Here is an 18,465-nt window from a genome sequence, read left to right on the forward strand (position 1 = left end):
GGCGCGAACCGGAGGCCTCAGGGGGCCGGGGCCTGCCCGGCCACCACCACGCCGAGGGTGCCCAGCAGCGAGGAGCGGGCCCGGCTCACCCGGCTCTTCACGGTGCCGACCTGACAGCCGAGCTTGATGGCCGCCTCCTCGTAGGTATGGCCCTCCGCACCGACCAGCAGCAGCGCCTGCCGCTGCGCGGCAGGCAGGTCCCCCAGCCGCTCCCAGACCACCTTGAGCGTGCTCGCATCCTCCTGGTCGGACAGGCTGGTTAGCTGGCCCGCATGGGTCCCGTCGACATCCTCGATCTCGCGCCGGTGCTTGCGCAGCTCGGAGTAGAACTGGTTGCGCAGGATCGTGAACAGCCACGCGGTGAAGTTCGTGCCGGGCCGAAATCGGGCCTGATTGGCCCAGGCTTTCACGAAAGTCTCCTGCACGAGATCGTCGGCCCGGCTGACATCGCCCACCAGTGACAGGGCGAAGGTGCGCAGAGCCGGAAGCGCCTTGATGATGTCGCTGCGGAAATCGAAGGCGACGGTCTGGCCGTGCGCTGCGACTGCGGCCTCGAAGCGCGCCACGAGGGCCGCGAGTTGCGCCGGCAGCGGCTCCTGCTCGACGATCTTGAAATAATCCCGGATCGACAGAGCGAGGTGGTGGCCGATGAGCGTGGCGTAACCGTCCGCGTCCCGGTCGCGCTCCGTTCCGTCGGACGGGTTCACAGCGTCATCGATCATGAACGTATCCCGTCGCCGGGCCCTGGTATACTGGAACTGCTCTAACGTCGGTACCTGCATAATTATGAACCGATGCCAAACGCTCCCGGCGGTATCGGGGGATTTACGCATCGTGCTTGGGCCGTCGACGATTGGTATATCGGCGTCCGCGGAATGGCGTCGGGATGTGTGCCGGCGCAGACTGCGCAGCGGCAGGAGGGCCGGATGAGCCACGACCACGCGCCTCACGCGCACGACCATCACCACGGCAGCGATCTCTCCCCCATGGAGGCGCGGGTGCGGGCACTCGAATCCCTGCTCACCGAGAAGGGCTACATCGACCCGGCGGCCCTGGACGCCCTGGTCGAGCTCTATGAGACCAAGGTCGGCCCGCATGCGGGCGCCCGCGTGGTGGCCCGGGCCTGGGTCGATCCCGCCTATCGTGCGCGGCTCCTCGCCGACGCGACGCCGGCGATCGCCGAGCTCGGCATCGGCGGCCGGGGCGGCGAGCACATGGTGGTGGTCGAGAACACCCCCGGGACTCACAATCTCGTCGTCTGCACCCTCTGCTCCTGCTATCCCTGGCCGGTGCTCGGCCTGCCGCCGGTGTGGTACAAGGCGCCGCCCTACCGGGCCCGGGCGGTGATCGATCCGCGCGGGGTGCTGGCCGAGTTCGGGCTGACGCTGCCGGAGACCACCCGCATCACCGTCTGGGATTCCACCGCGGAGACCCGCTACATGGTCCTGCCCATGCGCCCGGCCGAGACCGAGGGCTTCTCCGAGGAGGCGCTCGCCGCCCTCGTCACCCGCGATTCCATGATCGGCACGGGGCTGCCCCTGTCGGTCCCGGTCCTGCCGGTGGAGATGCCGGTATGAACGGCGCTCAGGACCTCGGCGGCGCGCACGGTTTCGGGCCTGTGGTGCCGGAGCCGGACGAGCCGGTGTTCCACGCCGCGTGGGAGCGCCGCGTCTTCGCCATGGCGCTCGCCATGGGCTACACCGGCGCCTGGAACCTCGACGGCAGCCGCGCCGCCCGCGAGTCGCTGCCGCCGGCCGAGTACCTCGCCTCGAGCTACTACGAGATCTGGCTGAAGGCCCTGGAGAAGCAGCTCGCCGCGAACGGCTTGGCGACGCCTGCCGAGATGGAAGCCGGAGAAGCCGCGGAGCCGGCCAAGCCCGTGGCCCGGATCCTGGTCCGCGAGGGCCTGGAAGAACGGTTCCGGGCCGGTTTTCCGAGCAGCCGCGCCGCCGATGCGCCGGCCCGGTTCGCGGTGGGCGATGCCGTCCTGGCGCGCAACAACCACCCGACCGGCCATACCCGCCTGCCGCGCTACGTGCGCGGGCGACGAGGCCGCATCGTGCGCGTCGACGGCGTCTTCGTCTATCCCGACACCAGCGCCTACGGGGCGGGCGAGAACCCGACCTGGCTCTACACGGTCGCCTTCACGGCGCAGGAACTGTGGGGCGACAGCGGCGACCCGGGCGGGATCGTCACGGTGGCGGCCTTCGAACCGTATCTGGAGCCCGCATGACCGAGCCGACCCCGAGAACCTTCGCGGCGCCCTGGGAGGCGCAGGTCTTCGCCATGGTGGTGAGCCTGCAGGAGGCGGGGCTGTTCACGTGGTCGGAATGGGCCGAACGCCTCGGACGGGTGATCCGGCCCGTCGGGGAGCCGGAGCGGGCGGCCGATTACGGCGAGTGGCTCGCGACGCTGGAGAGAATCCTCGCGGAACGCGGTGTGGCGGCGGCCGAGAGCGTCGCGGCGCGAACCGCCGCCTTCCTCCGGGCCGCCGAGGCGACGCCCCACGGCCAGCCGATCCGCCTGGAGAACGATCCGCTCTATCGCCCTTGACGCCGCAAGGCCTCGAGCGGCACGGGAGCCGCGTGTGACCGGCCACCCGTCAGCCGGTCGAGGAGCGCCAGAACCTCGGCCCGGCCGCAATTGCGGGCGGGCTCGAACGGCGTCCAGGTCTGGACGAAGTCGAGGCGCTCGAACACGTCGCGATAGCGGCGCAGCTCGCTCGGGGTGAGCGGCACGCCGCGCACGAAGGCCTTGTGGGCCGAGATGGTGGTCGCCCGGCGGAAATCGGCCGGATCGAGTTCGAACTTCAGCGCGTCGCCGCAGAAGCAGATCTTTCGCGCGCGGTCGTACAGGACGGCGTGGCCGTCGAAATGACCTGCCGTACGATGCAGCTCCAGCCCCGGAAGGGGCTCCAGGAAGTCGTCGTAGGGCCAGCTCACCTGGAGGGCCGCGCTCCACGTGAAGTCGGCGGCCGGCAGGCAGAGTTCCGGGTCGAACCGGTCCTGAAGCTGCGGCAGCGCACCGTAGGAATGCGGGTGCGAGGCCGAGAGGACCGTCATTCCGCCGAGCCGCTCGATCTGGTCGAGAGCGGCCTCGCTGAAGACCGGGCAGCCCTCGAAGCCCATGTTCCCGTGCTCGGTCTGGATCAGGTAGGCGGAGGGCCCGATGCCGGAGACCGGCTCGTTCCAGAAGCGCCAGACGCCCGGTTCCAGTTCCTGCCAGTGACAGGGGAAGGCGTCCTGCGCCTCCCGGGCGGTGCGGAAGCGCCAGCCATCCTGCGGCACCACGTGACGGGCATCAAGGCACATCGGGCAGACGGGCGGGGTTTCGAAGTGGCGCTGCCAGAACCCGCAATTGTCGCAGGTATATGCGGGTAGCTTCAGGGCGCCCGCGAAGGGCAGATAGCCGGGCATCGTCTCGGACCTTTTTCGGGGCGGCTCAACCAGCCGGCAACGCTACATAGCGCAGCTCTCAGCTTCGCCCCGTCAGCCGGCGCGGCTCGCGCACCGCCTGCACGGCGCCGGCGAGCCCGATCAGAGCAAGCCCGGCGAGACCGCCGACCAGAAGGTCGCGGGCGCGGCTCGTGCAGAACTCGCCGCGGCTCGCCTTGGTCCGATCCGAGAACCGCCCGTCGATCCCGACTTGGCCGGGCACCGGCTCGTAGAGATTGCCGTCCATCTCGGGAATCGTCTCGTCGGAGAGCTGCGCCGGCCACATGGAGGCGGCCTTCCGGTCGGCCAGCGCGGGCGCCAGCGCCTGGGCGGCGGCCATCATCATCGACGAGCGCCCGACCCAGACCTCCCGGCGCGGATGCTCGACGGCGTACAGGATCGCCTCGGCGCAGAGCCGGGGGTCGAAGACCGGGTCCGGCGCGTATTGGCGGTGTCCGGTGCGGTTGCGCGCCCAGTTGAACTGGGGCGTATTGACCGCGGGCAGATAGACCACGCTGAGGCTGACATGGACCTGGTCGTGGAGCAGCTCGCAGCGCAGCGCATCGGTGAAGCCCGAGACTGCGAACTTGGCCGCACAATAGGGGGCCTGGAGCGGGGCCGCCCGGATGGCGAGGCCCGACGAGACCTGGATGATCGCCCCGCGGTTGCGCCGCTTCATGTACCGCAGGGCGGCGAGCGTCCCGTAGACCTGGCTGAGATAGGTGGTCTCGGTGACCCGCCGGTACTCGTCCGGCGTGATGCGGTCGGCCGGGTTCACCACGGTCGACATGGCATTGTTCACCCAGGCGCGGATCGGGCCGAGTTCCGCCTCCACCCGCGCGGCGGCGGCATCCACGGCCTGCGGATCGGCAACGTCGGCGCTGATTGCAAGCACCGGGCGGCCGTAGGCGGCGAGCGCACGCTCGGCCGCCGCGAGACGCCCCGGATCCCGCGCGATCACCGCCACCGACCAACCGCCCGCGGCGAAACGGTGCGCGGCCGCGAGCCCGATCCCGGCCGTTCCCCCGGTAACGACTGCAACACGCGCCATACCCGTCTCAATCCAAGTTGAAGAGTCGAACCGGCAACCGCCGGCGGTGCGGTCAGTTGCGCCCCGACAGCCTGCCTGATCGCCGCGGCCGCGACGATTTCGGCCTCGGGCGCGCAACGCCCGGCGGCAACCGCTGTTGACTCCATGTGCCGCGATGAGCCGGGCACCGAGGGCCGAAGCCATGCACGATGGACGACGCTTCTCCCTACCGATCGACCCATGGCCGCAAGCCTCGCTCGCCGAGCGGACGGCGGTCGGGATGGTCCTGACGTTTCTGCTGCTCGTGCCGGCCTGCGTGGCCGGTGCCGTGCTCGTCGTGATCGCGACACTGGCGACCCACATCGAGCGCTCCTACGATCTCGGCGCCTCCCTGCGCACGGTCATCGCCCGACGCTTCGGGGCGGCTGCGCGGACCGGCCGGATCGTCCGGAAGGCCTAAGGGCGGGCTCACGGCCGTGGACCGGCGCGCGGAAACGTGCCGGTTCGCACAGAGAGGTTTCCTTGCGGCCACGATCGCTGTGCGTTCGCATCGGTCCGATTTGACCTGGACACATCTGGTGGGCCAGTCAGGTTCGGAACCGAGAGATCGCCATGTTCCGTACCCTGATGACTGCACGGCGCTTCGCGCCGCTGTTCTGGTGCCAGTTCTTCTCGGCGTTCAACGACAATTTCCTGAAGAACGCGCTCGCCTTCCTGATCCTGTTCGGGATCGGCGGTCAGGCGGATGCCCATGCCGGCATCCTGGTGACCCTGGCGAGCGCCGTGTTCATCGGTCCGTTCTTCATCCTGTCGGGCCTCGGCGGCCAGTGGGCTGACCGCTACGACAAGGCGCTGATGGCAAGGCGGCTCAAGTTCGCCGAGATCTTCGCCGCCGGCTCCGCCGTGCTCGGCTTCCTGCTGCACTCGGTGCCGGTGCTCTTTCTGGCGCTCGGCCTGTTCGGGACGATCGCGGCGCTGTTCGGCCCGATCAAGTACGGGATCCTGCCCGACCACCTGCGCCGCGAGGAACTGCCCGCCGGCAACGCCCTGGTGGAGGCCGCGACCTTCCTGGCGATCCTGCTGGGCACGATCGCGGCCGGGGCGGCCTCGGCGCTGGGCGGTTCCGGCCTCCTGTTCGGCGCGCTCGTGATGGGCTTCGCCATCCTGTGCTGGCTGTCGGCCCGCATGATCCCGGCGACCGGGGAGGGGGCGCCGGACCTGCGCGTCGATCCCAACGTCGCCCGCTCCACCTACGCGCTCCTGCGCGACCTCTGGGCCGACACGCGGCTGTGGCGCGGCTCGCTCACCGTGAGCTGGTTCTGGCTGGTCGGCGTGGTGGTGCTGTCGCTGCTGCCGGTGCTGGTGCGCGGCGCCTTCAACGGCACCGAGACGGTGATCACGCTGCTGCTGGCCCTGTTCTCCATCGGCATCGCGGTCGGGTCCGGACTCGCCTCGTGGCTTGCCAGCGGCCGGATCATTCTCTTGCCGACGCCGGTCGGTGCGGTGCTGATGGGCCTGTTCGGCCTCGACCTCGCCTGGACGGTCGGCCACCTGCCGACCCCGCCCGCGGAGCCGATCGGCCCCTTCGGCTTCCTGCGGACGGGTCACGGGCTGCGCACCGGCATCGACTTCCTCGGGCTCGCGATCTCGGGCGGCCTCTACATCGTCCCGTCCTTCGCGGCGGTGCAGGCCTGGGCCGAGAAGGCGATGCGCGCGCGCATCATCGGCGCGGTCAACGTGATGACGGCGGCCTTCATGGTGGCCGGGACCCTGGCGCTGGCGGCGCTTCAGGGCGCGGGGCTTTCGATCGCGAGCCTGCTCACCGTGGTGGCGGTGCTGAACCTCGCGGTCGGCGCCATCGTGTTCGCGACTTTGCCGACGAGCCCGTTCCGCGACGCCCTGTCGATCCTGTTCCGGGCCTTCTACCGGCTGGAGGTCCGCGGCTTCGACAATCTCGCGGCGGCAGGGCCGAACGCCATCGTGGCCCTCAACCACGTCTCGTTCCTCGACGCGCCGCTTGCCCTGTCGCTCCTCGACCAGGAGCCGGTCTTCGCCGTCGACAGCGGGATCGCTCAGCGCTGGTGGGTGCGGCCGTTCCTGCGGGTCACCAAGGCGATGCCCCTCGACCCGACCCGTCCGCTGGCGACCCGGACGCTCATCAACGCGGTCAAGGCCGGCGAGACCTTGATCATCTTCCCCGAAGGACGGCTCACCGTCACCGGCAGCCTGATGAAGGTCTATGACGGGGCCGGACTGATTGCCGACAAGGCGGGGGCGCTGGTGGTGCCCGTGAAGATCGACGGGCTGGAGCGCACCGCCTTCTCGCGGCTGTCGCGCCGGCAGGTGCGCCGCCGCTGGTGGCCCAAGGTGACCGTGACGGTGATGCCGCCGGTGCGCCTGACGGTGGACGAGTCGCTCAAGGGCAAGGCTCGGCGGCAGGCGGCGGGCGCGGCCCTCTACGGGATCATGTCCGACCTCCTGTTCCGCACCGCCAACATCGACCGCGGTCTGATGGCGGCGCTGATCGAGGCGGGCGAGCTTCACGGCTGGCGCCGCAACGCCCTGGAGGATCCGGTCGGCGGCCGGCTCTCCTACAGCCGGCTCGTGATGGGCGCCAATATCCTCGGTCGGAAGCTCATGCCCCTCGCCCCCGTGGGCGGCCGGATCGGCATCATGCTGCCGAACGCCAATGGTGCCGCCGTGACCCTGTTCGCCCTGGCCTCGGCCGGGCGGGTGCCGGCGATGATCAACTTCTCGGCCGGGCCGGCCAACGTGCTCTCCGCCTGCCGGGCCGCGCAGGTCGACACGATCCTCACCTCCCGGGCCTTCATCGAGAAGGGGCGGCTGGGGCCGCTCGTGGAGGCGATCCGCGGCGCGGTCGAGCTCGTCTATCTGGAGGACGTGCGGGCCGGCATTACGACGGCAGACAAGATCCGGGGCTTCCTCGCCCCTCGCCGCCCCCTGGTGGCGCGCTCCGGGGAAGATCCGGGAGCGGTGCTGTTCACCTCGGGAAGCGAGGGCACGCCGAAGGGCGTGGTGCTCGCCAACCGCTGCATGCTCGCCAACGTGGCGCAGGTAGCGGCCCGGATCGATTTCGGCCCGATGGACAAGGTGTTCAACGTCCTGCCGGTGTTCCACGCCTTCGGCCTCACGGCCGGGCTGGTCCTGCCCCTGGTCTCGGGCGTGCCGGTCTACCTCTACCCGTCCCCGCTCCACTACCGGATCGTGCCGGAGCTGATCTACGGCTCAAACAGCACCGTGCTGTTCGGGACCGACACGTTCCTGACGGGCTATGCCCGCGCCGCCCATTCCTACGACCTGCGCTCGCTCCGCTACGTCGTGGCCGGCGCCGAGGCCGTGAAGGAAGCAACCCGGAAGACCTGGGCCGAGAAGTTCGGGTTGCGCATCCTGGAGGGCTACGGCGTCACCGAGTGCGGGCCGGTCGTCGCCCTCAACACGCCGATGTTCAACCGGTTCGGGACGGTGGGGCGGATCCTGCCCGGCATTGAGACCCGCCTCGAGCCGGTGCCGGGGATCGACGAGGGCGGCCGTCTGTCCTTACGCGGGCCCAACATCATGCTGGGCTACCTGCGCGCCGAGAAGCCCGGCGTGCTGGAGCCGCCGCCGGGAGGCTGGCACGACACCGGCGACATCGTGGCGATCGACCCAATGGGCTTCGTTACGATCAAGGGTCGGGCCAAGCGCTTCGCGAAGGTCGCGGGCGAGATGGTCTCGCTCGCCGGCATCGAGGCGCTCGCCGCCGAGCTGTGGCCGGAGCGGCCGAGTGCGGTCGCGGCGGTGCCTGATCCCCGCAAGGGCGAACGGCTGGTGCTGTTCACGCAGGAGAAGAGCGCCACGCGTGCCACCTTCCAGAGCTTCGCCAAGAGCCGCGGCGCCTCGGACGTGGCGATCCCCGCCGAGGTGGTGGTGCTGGACGCGATCCCGATGCTCGGCAGCGGGAAGATCGACCAGGTGGCCGTCACCAAGCTCGCTCTTGAGCGCGCGAAAGAATCGGCTGCCGCCTGAACCGGTCCGAGGGCGCGTCATCTAAACGGGGGATGCGCTATCCCCCGGGATCGGCTCGTATCACGAATGCAGTTCCGATTCGATTCGGTGGCGCGATCGGGTTCGCGGACTGGATCTCGCGTCGCGAGTCGCATCGATGAGGGGCAGATCATGCTGAAGGGCAGGCGCATTCCCGGTTGGCTGACCAGACGGAGCTACTTCAAGCGCATCGAGCGCTGGGCGAAGCCCGCCAAGGCCCACAAGACCACGCCGCCGCCCGAGGCCGAGTCTGTCCAGCTGCCCTCCAACGTCGTTCCCTTTCCGGTTCGGGTGAACCGGCCGGATCGCCCGGCCTTCGAGGGCCTCCGCGGCGTCGGCACGGCGTAACGACGGTTCGCGCCCCGGCAGGGGCTCGGCGCCCGGCCGCACCGGAACGTCCGGCACTTGTCCGCCGGGCGGGAACCGGGAATTCTGCGGGAGAAACCGGCGGGTCCGGAACCCGGAGGATGCGTGCCGCAGGATGGGCCCGATCCCAGCAGAGCGGTTTTACCGCAGGCGCGTCTGTTCCTTGCGGGCGCGGCGCTCGTGCTCGGGCTCCTCACAGTCGGTGTTGGGGCACTGTGGCGCTTTGCCGTCGCGCTGCCGCCCCTCGATCTCGCAGCGGCGGCAGCACGCTCGACGGTGGTGGTCGACCGGTCCGGCACGCTCCTGCGCCCCTTCGCGACGGCGGACGGGCGCTGGCGCCTGCCGGTGTCCGCGGAGGCGGTCGATCCCCGTTACCGGGCGATGCTGCTCGCCTACGAGGATCGGCGCTTCGAGACGCATCCCGGCATCGACCCGGCGGCGGTGCTGCGCGCCGCGTCCCAGTGGCTGGCGAAGGGACGCATCGTCTCGGGTGGCTCGACCCTGTCGATGCAGGTGGCGCGCCTGGTCGAGCCGCGGCGCGAGCGCTCCGTCGAGGCCAAACTCCGCCAGATGGTGCGGGCGGTCACGCTGGAGCGGCGATTGGGGAAGTCCGGGCTCCTCGACCTCTACCTCGCGCTCGCCCCCTACGGCGGCCCGCTCGAAGGCGTGCGGGCGGCGAGCCTCGCCTATTTCGGGCGGGAGCCGGTGCGGCTCACGGCGGCGCAGGCCGCACTCCTCGTCGCCCTGCCGCAATCCCCGGAGACCCGCCGGCCGGACCGTTTCCCGGAGCGCGCCCGCGCCGCCCGCAACCGGGTGCTGGAGATCGCCTGTGCCCAGGGCATCCTCACCGCGCCCGAGGCCGAGGCGGCGAAGGCCGAGCCGGTGCCGACGGTGCGCAAACCTTTCCCGATGCTCGCGGCCCATGCCGCCGAGGAGGCGGTGGCGGCCGAGCCCGCCGCCCCGGTGATCCGCCTCACCATCGATGGGCGCATCCAGGAACGGCTGGAAGTCCTGGCGACCGAGCGCGCAGCGGCGGCCGGGCCCGGCCTCTCCGCGGCGATCCTCGTCCTCGACAACCGCGACGGGCAGGTGCTCGCGCAGGTCGGGAGCGCGGGCTACCTGGATCCGGATCGACGCGGCGCCATCGACATGACGCTGGCGGTGCGCTCCCCGGGCTCCGCTCTGAAGCCCTTCGTCTACGGGATGGCTTTCGAGGACGGGCTCGCCCATCCCGAGACGCTGCTGGAGGACCGCCCCGCGCGTTTTGCGGCGAGCTACGCTCCGGAAAATTTCGACCTCACCTATCAGGGCACGGTCACGGCCCGGCGCGCCCTCCAGCTCTCCCTCAACGTACCGGCGGTCGAGTTGATGGATGCGGTGGGGCCCGCGCGCTTCATCGCGCGGCTGCGCGCGGCGGGCGCCGGGATCCAGCTCCCGCGCGAGGCGGCACCAGGCCTGCCTGTGGCGCTCGGCGGCCTCGGCATCACCCTCACCGATCTCGCGCGCCTCTATGCCGGGCTCGCTCGCGGCGGCGCGGTGCCGGACATCCTGCGTCGAGCGGGAGCGGCCGCTGCGCCCGTGTCCGACCGCCGGATCATCGAGCCCGTCGCGGCCTGGTATATCGCCGACATCCTGCGCGGCACGCCGCCGCCGGAGAACGCGCTCCCGAACCGGATCGCCTACAAGACGGGCACCTCCTACGGCTACCGCGACGCCTGGGCGGCGGGCTTCGACCGGCATGTGACGGTGGTGGTCTGGGTGGGGCGGCCGGACGGCGCCGCAGTCCCAGGCCTCGTCGGCCGCACGGCCGCGGCGCCGATCCTGTTCGACGCCTACGCGCGCCTCGGGATCGAACCCGAGCCGATCCCGCAACCCCGCGACGTCCTGGCGGTCGGGCTCGTCGGTCTGCCGCCGCCGCTCCGGCGCTTGCGCCGCGAGACCCCGGACGCGCAGGGGCCGGCGCTGCGGATCGCCTATCCCCCGGACGGGGCCCGGGTCGACCTGGGTCTCGTCGCGGCCGGGCACGGGGAGGATCGCGCGGCTGGAAGCCCGGGGCTCGCCCTCAAGGCGTTCGGCGGCGTCCCGCCTCTGACCTGGCTGGTCGACGGCCAGCCCGTCGCGCAGACTCCGCGCAGGCGGACCGAGTGGGTTCCACCAGGTGCTGGCTTCGCGCGAATCTCGGTTCTCGATTCCACCGGGGCGAGCGATAGCGTTTCCATCCGGCTCGAATAGCCGCGCAACGTCGATCTTCCAGGTGAAGCTTGGCAGGTGCGACGTTTTTCATGCGCGAATACGCGTCGAACAGAATATCTTCCTGCAGAGATTCATCGGTCATCAACGAATAGGGGTCAAACCGAGACCTGCGAGGTCGGTGATGGCTTGGAAGGTCGGCGCCGCAGTTGCGGTGCTTCTCGGATTTGTTGGTGTGGGCGTCGGGAGTGGCAGCGGTCCGGATCCGCGCCGCGCCGGCTGGCGCGACGCCTATCGGCCGCCCGCCGAGATCCCCTTTCCCGCGGAAAACCCCTATTCTGCCGCCAAGGCCGAACTCGGACGGAGGCTCTTCTTCGATCCGATTCTGTCCGGCGATCGGACCCGCGCCTGCGCCACCTGCCACATCCCGGATCTCGCCTGGGGCGACGGCCGTGCCCGCGCGGCCACGCGCCAGCAGGGCGACATGGACCTGCGCACACCGACGCTCATCAACATCGCGTGGCAGGATGGGCCGATGGGCTGGGACGGCAAGTTCCGCACGCTCGAATCGGTGGCCGTCATGCCGATGGCAGCGCCGGCCAACATGAACCTGCCTGTGCCGGAAGCTCTGGCACGGCTCGCCGCCGATCCGAGCTACGCGGCGGCCTTCGCCACAGCCTTCAATGACCCCGCCATCACGCGCGAGCGGCTGGAGGCGGCGCTGGCGACCTTCGAGCGCCTGATCGTGACCGGAACGACGCCCTTCGACCGGTGGATCGCCGGCCATGAGGGCGCCATCAGCGAATCGGCCAAGCGGGGGTTCGACCTGTTCAATGGGCGGGCCGGCTGCGCCGGCTGCCATTCCGGCTGGTCGTTCACCGACAACTCGTTCCACGACATTGGGGTCGGGGCCGGCTCGGATATCGGCCGCGGGCGCCTCAAGCCGACCTCGGTCGCCCTGCAATACGCCTTCAAGACGCCGACCCTGCGGGAGATCGGCCGGCGTGGGCCCTACATGCACGACGGATCGGTCCGCACCCTGGAAGCCGTGATCGAGCTCTACGATCGGGGCGGGATCGAGCGCCCCAGCCGCTCCCGGTCGATCAAGCCGCTGCACCTCACGGCGACGGAACGGGCCGATCTCCTGGCCTTCCTGGCGACGCTCTCCACCAGCACCGACCGTGGCTTGGTCACCGCGTCCTTCGCGGCCCATGCTCCGGCGCCCTGACGCGAGGCGATCGGTTCCAAGTCCGCCCCAGATCGACGCGAGACGACCGGCCCGGCGGAGCGGTCAGCGCGCCATTCGGCATGTCGTCCTCGCGTCAGCGGCCGACGCCGAGCCCGCGCTGGGCAGCGCCCGCGCTGCGCTGCTCGCAAGCCTCCAGCGCGGCAGCGAAGCGCGTCTCGTTGGCCGAAGAGCTATGCGAGAGGTTCAGGAGCGTGCCGAGGCTCCAGACGCTCGCGAGGATACCGCTGGCCACCACACCGATCAGGACGTAGCCGATCAGCGTGTTTCGCCGCAGATCGGCCGTGAGTTTGCGCACCAGACCCTGATTGTACTCCGCGAGACTGCTCCTCGCGGCAACCAGCTCATTGTACATGTTGGTGATCGCGTTGGTGGACATGTACACGAGGAGCAGATGGACGACGAAATCATCGTCCGTCGTGGTGTTCAGGGCGGCCGCGATCCGCACGGCCAGTTGCCGCTCCCAGGGCTGGAGATCGCGGCCATGGACCGACCGGTAGAACCGCTCCAGGTTGGTCACGGACGGAGCGCATCCCGCCAAGCCGCGTGGAAGTTGCGCCGGAGGCGGCGTCCCTCCACGCGCAGACGCATCGGCGCGCTCGTCGCCAGCGCCTGCCATGTCATGTGCTGGACGCGCAACGCCTCGATCAGCCGCTCGCCAATCCGCTCGATCTCGATGGCGCGGAAATTCGGCTGTCTCCGCAGTTGACGCACGAGATCGGAGGATTCGAGATAGTCGAAATTGGTCGCCTGCGCGGTATTCTTCGCCAGAACCGCTCGGTCGCAGTCGATCAGCATCGGCCGGAGTTCCCTGAGGACGTCGAGGGCGGTGGGATCGACCGCGCCGGCCGCCACCACCACGCAGAGACGGATATTCGCCTCCCGGCAGCTCTCGACGATGATCTCGGTGCAGCGGCGCGTCGTCTCCGTATCGCCGGCCGGGAAGTCGACCACCACGAAGCGCTCGGCGGCATCCGTCACCCGCTCGATCATGTCCTGGCACAGGGTCGGGTCGACACGGCCGGTGCTGTCCTCCGCCCGTAGCCGCTGCCGGAAACAGGACACGCCCTTCCGGCGCGGAACGAAGTTCTCGCTGCCGGGGCTGGTCTCCTCCATCAACGCGGTGTGGAAGTGCCTGTTGGCCGGGTCAGTGTCGATCGCCAGCACCGAGCCGACCTCGGCGCACAGATCGGCGAGTTGCAGGGCGATGGTGGTCTTGCCGACGCCGCCCTTGCCGCCCAGGCAGAGGATCAGAACCTTCGCTGCCGGGCCGAGGATGTCGCGCTGGATCTCATGGATCTCGTCCGGGCTGTACCAGGCTGGAACCTTGATCTGCGTGCCGTCGGTCATGGGATACCTCCTCGATGGTCGGTGCAGGACAGCCTTCGCGCACGCTCTTCGAGGCGACGCGCCGCCTGCCGGGATTTCGGGGTTCATGCGGTGGGTCCTGGCTCCGCCGGGCCCGGTCGAAGCGTGGCGCGAGCCCGTACCGGCAGAGCGACCGACCGCTCGATGGCCGGGCTCTCGACCGCTCCGTGGCGGAAGGGAGGGCCCGACGCACGCAAGCAGCCGAACCGCTCATGCGCCGGACGCATCCGGTTCGGTCAGCGGTCGCGGCAGGATGAGGTCAGGAGAGCGCGACCGGGCATTGGGCCGCCCCGGCATCGCACCCCGCGCGTCGGGTCTCGAAAAGTCTTCCCTGCTCACCGTATGCACCCCGTTACTGGACCTGCCTCGTTGCTGGGAGCGATCCGAACCCTCGCACAGAGAAAGCCGAGTGCTTCCGAGACTCTGCGCCACATCGAGCAACATGCAAGCCCAGTCGACTCCGATTCGATTATCTTTCCTCAGTTACATCGCAATGTTTAACGGAATTTTTCGGACCAACTTACCGGATTTACTCGGTAAGAATGCCAATAAATCTCATACGAAAATCAAGCTATATCCGAAATAGCCAGCTAATGCAGCCGATTTAGATGCTTACATCGGCGATCGATCAATCGAATGGATCGAAATACGAGGCGGTCGGAAGCCGGGCCGCAAGATCGCCGAGAGGACAAGATCGGCAGGTGCGGATTCGGCGCCCCGCCGTCCGCGTTACCGGGTCGCCGCGAGATCACAGTCGCAGGTCGGCCGATTCCAGCCGGCGCGATTGCGGCTGTCGCGCCCGGCGGATGAAACAGACCGGCCGGGCAGGACCGCGACGAAGCAGAGCGGCCTCTCACAGGTCTCGGACTGACCTGGGTGTGCCTTTGATCTCGTTCTTCCGAACAGCCGGGCGGCGAGGCCGGTACCAGTGCGCTTTCACTGCGTCGGACGCGCGGCGAGGCGAAGGCGGAATGATCTTCGGATGTCAGAGGGCCAAGCCGGGGCGGGGCCACTTAAATGCGCCGCAGCAGGACTCGGGGCACGTCACCGCCTCCGCAGAATCCACAGCGTTAACCTTCCACTCATATTCGTTAACAAACCGTTGGCTTAATACGGGTTAACATATCTAAATAGCTCGGTAACCACGGTGCCGCTGCGCGGCGACGAGGGTCCGATGATAAGATCCAAGAAGAATCGGTTGTCGGTCGCCTGCGCCCTCAGCCTCGCGGGCCCCCTGATTCTCGCGGCGACGAGCACGGCCCAGGCCCACGTGAAATGGTTCTGCGCCTACGACGTGGCCGGTCAGCCGCAGGGCCTCGAGCAGGTCCTCTGCCTCGACTTCGAGTGGCTGACGGCGCTGGCCCTGGTCTGCCTGATGTTCGGATGCCTGGCGGAGGGCACGCCGCTGGGCGGCGCGCTGCTCAACGCGCTGGACCGCGTGACCACCCGCATCCGGATCGACACCGAGCTGCTGGTCCGCGCGACGCTGGGCTTCTTCTTGGTCTCGCTCTGGGACCTCGGCGGGATCATCCTCACGCCGGAACTCAAGACCGACGTCGCCTGGATCCCGTGGCTCCAGCTCGCGATGGCGGCCTGCCTGATCTGGCGTCGCACCATGCCGATCACCGGCCTCGGCATCGTCTTCCTGTTCAGCTTCGCCACCGCGCAGTACGGCGTCTTCCACCTCGCCGATTACCCGATCTTCCTGGGGATCGCGGCCTACCTGATCGCCCGCGGCCTCGACCTGACGCCCTTCGACCTCCGTCCGCTCGACATCGTGCGGTGGTCCGCCGCCATCACGCTGATGTGGGCATCCATCGAGAAGTGGGCCTATCCGGACTGGTCGGCGCCGCTCCTCGCCGCCAGGCCGCAGATGACCCTCGGCGCGACGCCGGAGCTGTTCATGCAGGCCGCCGGCGTCATCGAGTTCACCCTGGCGTTCGCGCTGATCTGGACGCCCCTGGTGCGGCGGAGCGCGGCGATCATCCTGGCGGCGATCTTCGTCTCGGCGATCATCGAGTTCGGCAAGGTGGACGCGGTCGGCCATTCCGGGATCATCGTGGTGCTCCTGGCGATCGCCGCCGACGACGCCCGCGTCGCGGTCCGGGCCCGCCACGCACTGCTCGCGCCGGCCTGGTACGGGGCGGCGCTCGCGACCTTCCTGTTCCTCTACTACGTCGGCCACGCCGCCCTGTTCGGTGGCCTGGCCGAGGTGCCGGTGATCTGACGACACCTCGAACCGCTCGTCATCGCGCCGCGAGCAGCGGCGCGATGACGTCCGTCAGGCCGTTCAGCAGGATCTGCGTCCCGACGCACAGCAGAAGAAAGGCAAACAGGCGCCCGGTCACGCGGGCCCGGGCCGGGCCGATGAGTGCCACGACGCGGTCGGCCGAGGCGTAGACGAGGGCGACCGCCCCGGCGACCACCAGAGCCGCCAGCGTGACGCCGACATAGAAGCCGAGCCGTTCCGCGTAGACGGCCGGCCGGTTCGCGCCCAGGGTGATGGCGACCGCGATCGTCCCCGGTCCGGTGGTGAACGGCAGGGTGAGGGGGAAGAACGCGATCTCGGAGAGCGGTCCGGGCGCCTGCTCGACATGCGCCTCTGCGGGAGCCGGCGCGCGATCCTTCGAGCCCGAGGCCTCGGCCTGCTTGCGCGCCTCGCGCGCCTCGGGCCGGTTGAGCTGGGTCCAGGCCGAGGACATCACCACAAGGCCGCCGGCGATGCGCAGGGCCGCCAGGGTGACACCGAAGAAGTTGAGGATTGGCGTGCCGGCCCATAGGGCGCCGAGCATCACCAAGGCGGCGTAGACGCCGATCCGGCGCGACAGCAACACGCGCTCGGCGTGACTGTAGGCGCTCGTCACCTGGGCGAAGATGAAGGCGCCCCCGATGGGGTTCACGATCGCGATCAGGCCCGAGAGGGCCAGCAGGAACTGCTGGACGGTAAAGTCGATGCTCATCTGGACCGGCCCATGCCGCCCGCAGTCCTAGAGGATCGGTCGCTTACGAATCGTGACGTGCGCGCCGATCAGCCGGGGGAGGGGGCCGGCACCAGCGCCCGGGCGGGCGTGAGGCGGCGGGCGCGCCGCACCTGCTGCACGGCGACCGGGCGATAGAGCTGCTTCGTCGCGTCGACCACGTGCAGGCCGGCGAAGGGCAGGGACAGGCTTGTGCCGAGCCACTCCCAGGCCGGTCCGGTGCGCAGCATCAGGCGCGAGCGCGCCGGCGGCATGTACAGGGTCTCGGACCAGTTCACCGGCGAGAACAGGGTGTCGCGCATCAGCCGCCCGAGCTGCGAGCGGCTGTAGGGCTGGCCGTGGCCGAACGGCGTCGCCTCGCGGCGGGCCCAGACACCCCGCCGGTTGGGCACAACCAGGATCATGCGGCCGCCGGGGGTGAGAGTGCGCCACACCTCTTGGAGCAGCTCCGTCGGGCTCTCCACCGCTTCGAGCGCGTGGACCAGGATAACCCGATCGATGGCGGCCTCGGGCAGCGGCATCATGGTCGGGTCGGCGAGCGCCGCGCAGGAGCGGCCGGTGCTCGGCCAGTTCACCACGCCCTGGGTCGCCGGCATGAAGGCCAGCGTGCGCTCGGCGATGCAGTGGATCGGGCCGAGATACGGCGTCGCGTAGCCGATGCCGAGGACGCGCAGACCCGAGACCGAGCCCAGGAACTCGTGGAGCGCTCGGCCGACAACACGATGCGTCGTGCGACCCAGAGGACTGGCATAGAAGGCCCGCAAGCCGTTGACGTCGAGACGCATGGAGGGACAGGACACCCAGGCCGGAACGACTGTCGTACTCAATGGTGAGCCGCGTTGCGCACGGCAAGCGCTGAAGGAACCGGGCGCGATCACCGCCTGTTCACGGCAGCAGCTTTCACGCCGGTGCAGCCGCTGTCGATCACGCCCGATCGGCAACGGCTCCGGGCCTTTTCGACGCGATCTCGTTCGCCGAACCGGGTACCAGTTCGGCGGAGAGCACTCCGGGAGATCACATCCGATGGCGACCGAGACCGAGATCCGAACCTTCCTCTGCCGCAGCGACAATATCGGCGTGCTCATCCGCGACCCGGCCACCGGGGCCTGCGCGGCGATCGACGTGCCGGAGGCCGGCCCCGTCCTGAAGGCCCTCGATGAGACCGGCTGGCGGCTGACCGACATCCTCGTCACCCATCGCCACGGCGACCACGTCGAGGGCATCCCGGCGGTGAAGCAGGCCACCGGCGCCCGGGTCGTGGCACCCGCCAAGGCTGGCGACGCGGTCCCGCAGGTGGATGTCGCCGTCCGCGAGGGCGACACGGTGCGGGTCGGCGACTTGGAGGCGCAGGTTTGGGAGACGCCGGGCCATTGCATCGACCATGTCACCTACTGGTTCGCGCAGGCCGGTCTCGTCTGCGCCGGCGACACGCTGTTCACCTTAGGCTGCGGCCGGGTGATGGAGAGCCCGCCCGAGACCCTGTACCAGTCGCTACGGCGCTTCGACGACCTCCCAGACGCCACGCGGGTATTCAGCGGCCACGATTACGTCCTCTCCAATGCCCGCTTCGCCCTGGCGGCGGATCCCGACAACGCGGATCTCAAGGCGCGATTCGCCGAGGCCGAGCGAGCCAAGACGGAGGGCCGCTTCCTCATCCCGACGACCATGGGTGCGGAACGCGCCACCAACCCCTTCCTGCGCAGCGGCCATCCGGCCCTGGCCAAGTCAGTCGATCTCGCGCACAGTGCCGATCCCGAGGCGGTGTTCGTCGCCCTGCGGGCGTGGAAGAACCGCTTCTGACGCAGGGAA

The 18,465-nt window shown here is 69.7% G+C and carries 17 protein-coding genes; 10 read left to right on the forward strand and 7 right to left on the reverse strand.

Annotation, left to right across the window (positions count from 1 at the left end; genetic code table 11):
• Positions 1–17 precede the first annotated feature (17 nt).
• Positions 18–722: a sigma-70 family RNA polymerase sigma factor gene (locus ACYCO6_RS11650; RefSeq protein WP_459771924.1), complete on the reverse strand. Its 705-nt coding sequence runs from the start codon at positions 720–722 to the stop codon at positions 18–20.
• A gap of 204 nt (positions 723–926) precedes the next feature.
• Here ACYCO6_RS11650 and nthA point away from each other — a divergent pair, with 204 nt between their 5' ends.
• Genes nthA through ACYCO6_RS11665 form a run of 3 tightly spaced genes read left to right on the forward strand, consistent with a single transcriptional unit; the run spans position 927 to position 2,553 of the window.
• The gene (nthA, locus tag ACYCO6_RS11655) at positions 927–1,577 is read left to right on the forward strand and encodes a nitrile hydratase subunit alpha (RefSeq protein WP_459771925.1); all 651 of its coding nucleotides are present in this window, start codon (positions 927–929) and stop codon (positions 1,575–1,577) included.
• A complete protein-coding gene (gene nthB / locus ACYCO6_RS11660) occupies positions 1,574–2,233 on the forward strand; it encodes a nitrile hydratase subunit beta (RefSeq protein ID WP_459771926.1) in 660 nt (219 codons plus the stop codon). Before nthA ends, nthB begins: the two co-directional genes overlap by 4 nt.
• Entirely contained in the window at positions 2,230–2,553 is a 324-nt protein-coding gene (locus ACYCO6_RS11665; protein WP_459771927.1) for a nitrile hydratase accessory protein, read from the forward strand. The genes nthB and ACYCO6_RS11665 overlap by 4 nt, the downstream gene beginning before the upstream one ends.
• Here the strand turns inward: ACYCO6_RS11665 and ACYCO6_RS11670 are convergent.
• Together ACYCO6_RS11670 and ACYCO6_RS11675 are read right to left on the reverse strand one after the other, a co-directional pair.
• Positions 2,541–3,416, reverse strand: coding sequence for an MBL fold metallo-hydrolase (locus tag ACYCO6_RS11670; RefSeq protein ID WP_459771928.1), 876 nt, complete (start codon positions 3,414–3,416; stop codon positions 2,541–2,543). The genes ACYCO6_RS11665 and ACYCO6_RS11670 overlap by 13 nt on opposite strands.
• Positions 3,417–3,474: 58 nt before the next feature.
• Entirely contained in the window at positions 3,475–4,485 is a 1,011-nt protein-coding gene (locus ACYCO6_RS11675) for an SDR family oxidoreductase (RefSeq protein WP_459771929.1), read from the reverse strand.
• Positions 4,486–4,666: 181 nt separating this feature from the next.
• On the opposite strand from ACYCO6_RS11675, the gene ACYCO6_RS11680 reads away from it, so the two are divergent.
• The 5 genes from ACYCO6_RS11680 to ACYCO6_RS11700 all read left to right on the forward strand — a co-directional run bounded on the left by ACYCO6_RS11680 (position 4,667) and on the right by ACYCO6_RS11700 (position 12,292).
• Positions 4,667–4,924: a hypothetical protein gene (locus tag ACYCO6_RS11680; RefSeq protein ID WP_459771930.1), complete on the forward strand. Its 258-nt coding sequence runs from the start codon at positions 4,667–4,669 to the stop codon at positions 4,922–4,924.
• A 152-nt stretch (positions 4,925–5,076) separates the two neighbouring features.
• The gene (locus ACYCO6_RS11685; RefSeq protein WP_459771931.1) at positions 5,077–8,490 is read left to right on the forward strand and encodes an acyl-[ACP]--phospholipid O-acyltransferase; all 3,414 of its coding nucleotides are present in this window, start codon (positions 5,077–5,079) and stop codon (positions 8,488–8,490) included.
• Between the two features lie 150 nt (positions 8,491–8,640).
• Positions 8,641–8,856 carry a hypothetical protein gene (locus tag ACYCO6_RS11690; RefSeq protein ID WP_459771932.1) on the forward strand — a complete coding sequence of 72 codons (216 nt, stop codon included), beginning with the start codon at positions 8,641–8,643 and terminating at the stop codon, positions 8,854–8,856.
• Positions 8,857–8,979: 123 nt separating this feature from the next.
• Positions 8,980–11,106, forward strand: coding sequence for a penicillin-binding protein 1C (pbpC, locus tag ACYCO6_RS11695; protein ID WP_459771933.1), 2,127 nt, complete (start codon positions 8,980–8,982; stop codon positions 11,104–11,106).
• A 142-nt stretch (positions 11,107–11,248) separates the two neighbouring features.
• Complete coding sequence (locus ACYCO6_RS11700; protein ID WP_459771934.1) at positions 11,249–12,292, forward strand: cytochrome-c peroxidase; 1,044 nt, start codon at positions 11,249–11,251, stop codon at positions 12,290–12,292.
• Between the two features lie 94 nt (positions 12,293–12,386).
• Here the strand turns inward: ACYCO6_RS11700 and ACYCO6_RS11705 are convergent, their stop codons facing one another.
• The gene (locus ACYCO6_RS11705; RefSeq protein WP_459771935.1) at positions 12,387–12,830 is read right to left on the reverse strand and encodes a hypothetical protein; all 444 of its coding nucleotides are present in this window, start codon (positions 12,828–12,830) and stop codon (positions 12,387–12,389) included.
• On the reverse strand, positions 12,827–13,660 hold the full coding sequence (locus ACYCO6_RS11710; RefSeq protein WP_459771936.1) for a nucleotide-binding protein: 834 nt from the start codon (positions 13,658–13,660) through the stop codon (positions 12,827–12,829). The genes ACYCO6_RS11705 and ACYCO6_RS11710 overlap by 4 nt, the downstream gene beginning before the upstream one ends.
• A gap of 1,192 nt (positions 13,661–14,852) precedes the next feature.
• Between ACYCO6_RS11710 and ACYCO6_RS11715 the strand changes: the two genes are divergently transcribed.
• The gene (locus tag ACYCO6_RS11715; RefSeq protein ID WP_459771937.1) at positions 14,853–15,905 is read left to right on the forward strand and encodes a hypothetical protein; all 1,053 of its coding nucleotides are present in this window, start codon (positions 14,853–14,855) and stop codon (positions 15,903–15,905) included.
• 19 nt (positions 15,906–15,924) lie between these two features.
• Here ACYCO6_RS11715 and ACYCO6_RS11720 read toward each other — a convergent pair whose 3' ends face one another.
• Positions 15,925–16,638, reverse strand: coding sequence for a MarC family protein (locus ACYCO6_RS11720; RefSeq protein WP_459771938.1), 714 nt, complete (start codon positions 16,636–16,638; stop codon positions 15,925–15,927).
• 68 nt (positions 16,639–16,706) lie between these two features.
• Entirely contained in the window at positions 16,707–17,441 is a 735-nt protein-coding gene (locus tag ACYCO6_RS11725) for a methyltransferase domain-containing protein (RefSeq protein WP_459771939.1), read from the reverse strand.
• A gap of 238 nt (positions 17,442–17,679) precedes the next feature.
• Between ACYCO6_RS11725 and gloB the strand changes: the two genes are divergently transcribed.
• Positions 17,680–18,456, forward strand: a complete 777-nt coding sequence (gene gloB, locus ACYCO6_RS11730) for a hydroxyacylglutathione hydrolase (RefSeq protein WP_459771940.1) — start codon at positions 17,680–17,682, stop codon at positions 18,454–18,456.
• The last annotated feature ends 9 nt before the right edge of the window (positions 18,457–18,465 follow it).

The organism is Methylobacterium sp. CM6257 (genome assembly GCF_054611515.1).